The 3369-nt window shown below is 40.6% G+C and carries 3 protein-coding genes; all 3 read left to right on the top strand.

What is annotated here, in order from left to right; translation table 11 throughout:
* The first annotated feature begins 250 nt into the window (after positions 1–250).
* Positions 251–685 carry a cold shock domain-containing protein gene (locus tag V5N63_RS02595; RefSeq protein ID WP_332032706.1) on the top strand — a complete coding sequence of 145 codons (435 nt, stop codon included), beginning with the start codon at positions 251–253 and terminating at the stop codon, positions 683–685.
* Between the two features lie 22 nt (positions 686–707).
* Entirely contained in the window at positions 708–899 is a 192-nt protein-coding gene (locus tag V5N63_RS02590) for a cold-shock protein (protein WP_088469357.1), read from the top strand.
* Between the two features lie 155 nt (positions 900–1054).
* Positions 1055–3369: ATP-dependent helicase (locus V5N63_RS02585; RefSeq protein WP_332032705.1), on the top strand; the 2315-nt coding region annotated here is incomplete at its 3' end.

Raw genomic sequence — 3369 nt, 5'->3', positions numbered from 1 at the left:
CTCCGATTAATTATTGTATCTTTGTAGTATAATTTATAAGAGGCAACTGCCTTGCTTTATCTAATACCGTTTAGAATCTACATTTTTTCTTATCAGTTTTCGCTATTTCGCAGCTGCTTTTATACTTTATCACCCGAATTTTCGATTTCTTATGTCGTGGGAACGCGCTTTCAGATTTCATTATCAGGTCAAATTTAGAGGCTAAAGTGGGCCGAAGTGGTTATCATAAACTTAAATACGATTATAATATATGGCAGATTCTTTCTCAAAAAAAGAAAATTTCAAGAAAAAACTTCAAAAACAAAAAGAGAAATCTTTAAAGCGTGAAGAGCGCAAAAACAACAACAACAAAGGGAAAGCTTTAGACGAGATGTTCCTTTACGTTGATGCAAACGGGCAGTTGACAGAAACGCCTCCAGGAGAACAAAACCGCGAATGTATTGATCTTAACGACATTCAGCTTGGTGCCGCGCCAATTGAGGCTGAAGAAACTTTAAAAACAGGAATTGTGACTTTTTTAAGTGATAAAGGCTACGGATTTATCGCTGAAAATGGTACACAGGAAAATATTTTCTTCCACGAGAACAACTGTGCACACGCGGTGAAGAAAGGCAACAAGGTTTCTTTCGAAAAAGAAAGATCACCTAAAGGTTTTTCAGCTGTAAACATTCAGCTCGTAAAATAATAACATAATTAACAATAATACAATGCAAGAAGGCACAGTAAAATTTTTCAACGAAACAAAAGGTTTCGGATTTATCACTCCATCAAACGGTAGCGAAGACATTTTCGTTCATGTTTCCGGATTAACATCTAAAATCCGCGAAAACGATTTGGTGGTTTACGAAGTTCAGCAAGGAAACAAAGGACTTAACGCTGTAAATGTAAAATTAGCGTAAGCGTTCACATTTATAAAAATTGATGTAAAGCTCCGAAAACGGGGCTTTATTTTTGTTTAATGACGGAACTGAACTTTACTTATGCAGAAAGCAAAACCACCTTTTGAGTTCCGTATATATTTCTTTAAATTTGTTCCCCAAAACTTTTTGCCCAGATGGATTATTTGAAAGGATTAAATGAAGCACAATATGAAGCCGTAACTACGTTAGAAGGTCCACTCATGGTACTTGCAGGCGCAGGTTCCGGCAAAACCCGTGTGCTTACCATGCGGATTGCCCATTTAATTACCAATCTGGTAGACCCCTTCAATATCCTTGCGCTCACCTTTACCAACAAGGCAGCGAAAGAAATGAAGGAAAGAATTGCAAAAGTAGTAGGGCAGAGCGAAGCCCGTTCACTATGGATGGGGACATTTCACTCTGTTTTTGCAAGAATTCTGCGGAGCGAAGCACATCTTTTGGGTTTCCCGTCAAATTTTACCATTTACGATACCCAGGATTCTCTGAACGTGCTGAAAAAAGTACTGAAGGAGCTTAATATCGACGCAGACCTTTACAAACCGAAGAAAGTTCTGGCAAGAATTTCAAACTACAAAAACAATCTCATCACCGTAAAAGCATATTTCAACAATCCCGAACTTATTGAAAATGATGAACGCGCAAACATGAAGCACATGGGTATGATTTACCAGAAGTATGTTGAAGCGTGTTTCAAAAACGGGGCGATGGATTTTGATGACCTGCTTCTGCGGACCAATGAACTGCTCACAAGATTTCCCGATGTGCTGGCGAAATACCAGGACCGTTTCAGATATATTTTAGTTGATGAGTATCAGGATACCAACCATTCGCAGTATTTGATTGTGAAAGCACTGGCTTCAAAATTCGAGAATATTTGTGTGGTGGGCGACGATGCGCAGTCGATTTACTCTTTCCGGGGTGCGAATATCTACAACATCCTGAACTTCAAAAAAGATTATCCGGATGCCGTAACCGTTTCTTTGGAACAGAATTACCGCTCGACCCAAAATATCGTAAATGCTGCCAATGTGGTGATTTCCAAAAACGTGCAGCAGTTCAAGAAAAATGTATTCAGCGATAACGAAGAAGGAGACAAAATCAAGGTGTACCGGTCGCTTTCAGATGCTGATGAAGCCAATTTTGTAGCGTCAAATATTTGGGAACTTCATAATTCTCAGCAAAGGAAATTTACCGATTTTGCAATTCTTTATCGTACAAACTCGCAAACCAGGGCGTTTGAAGATGCGCTGCGCCGAAAAAATATTCCGTACAAAGTTTTTGGCGGCCTGTCTTTTTACCAAAGAAAAGAAGTTAAGGATTTGGTGGCTTATCTCCGTCTGCTCATCAACGAAAACGATAGCGAAGCGCTGACGAGAATCATCAATTTTCCGGCACGTGGAATTGGCGAAACTACCCAAAATAAACTCATTGTTTTTGCAGATTCCCAAAATGTGTCCATCAGCAGCGTTTTAGATAATCTGGGTATCTACGCTCCGCAGTTGGGTTTAAATAACGGAATCCTTACTAAACTTGCAGATTTTTGGGCGATGATCAAAGCTTTCCAGGTGATGTTGAAAACCGAGAATGCCTACACCGTTGCCATGGAGGTCGCCAAGCGCACGGGTTTGATAAAGTTTCTGAAAGATGACCAGACGCCGGAAGGAATTTCGAGGGTAGAAAACGTTCAGGAACTCATGAACTCGATGCAGGGTTTTATCGAAGAACAGCAGCAGATTGAAGATGGCGACCCTTCACTTTCAAATTTTTTAGAGAATATTGCACTTTCTGCCGATACGCAGAATGAAAAAAAGGAAGATGGTGACCAGGTTTCACTCATGACGATTCACCTCTCAAAAGGTCTTGAATTTCCGGTAGTTCATTTGGTTGGTCTGGAAGAAAATCTTTTCCCAAGTTTCATGAGTTCTTCCACCCGTGAAGAACTCGAAGAAGAACGAAGGTTGTTTTATGTAGCGCTTACGCGGGCCGAAAAACAGGCGTTTTTCTCTTATGCAGTTTCCAGATTTCAGTGGGGGAAAATCACAGATGCCGAACCTTCGCGTTTTTTAAGCGAGATGGATGCTGAGCATCTGGAATTCATCAATCCAGCTATGGAGAGTCGTTTTGTGAACAATTCCGGTCTCAAATCGAATATTTTTGATGATGAACCTGCTGTTCCCAAATTTTTCAAAAAGAAAGAAGAAAAGAAAAGTATTCAGCGAAACGAACCGTTGCCACCACCTCAGAATCTGAAACCTGTGGCGACCGCGAGAATCACCAATCCCAGCGGTGCCTCGTCGGAAAATATTATAGTCGGCGACAAAGTACGTCACGACAGATTTGGGGTGGGTGAAGTTTTATTTTTAGACGGAACCGATCCACAGAACATCAAGGCAAAAGTTAAATTCCAGCATGAAGGGGAGAAAAACCTGATCCTGAAATTTGCCAAGCT

Origin of the sequence: Kaistella sp. (genome assembly GCF_032060305.1) — a bacterium.
Classification (GTDB): Bacteria; Bacteroidota; Bacteroidia; order Flavobacteriales; family Weeksellaceae; genus Kaistella; species Kaistella yananensis.
Note: the sequence above shows the minus strand (reverse complement) of the source record. Positions and strands in the feature narration are given on the sequence as shown.

What these genes read in the sequence shown, in the direction of transcription:
- V5N63_RS02595 (WP_332032706.1), top strand. Translation starts at nt 251, where the DNA reads ATGGCAGATTCTTTCTCAAAAAAAGAAAATTTCAAGAAAAAACTTCAA.
- V5N63_RS02590 (WP_088469357.1), top strand. Translation starts at nt 708, where the DNA reads ATGCAAGAAGGCACAGTAAAATTTTTCAACGAAACAAAAGGTTTCGGA.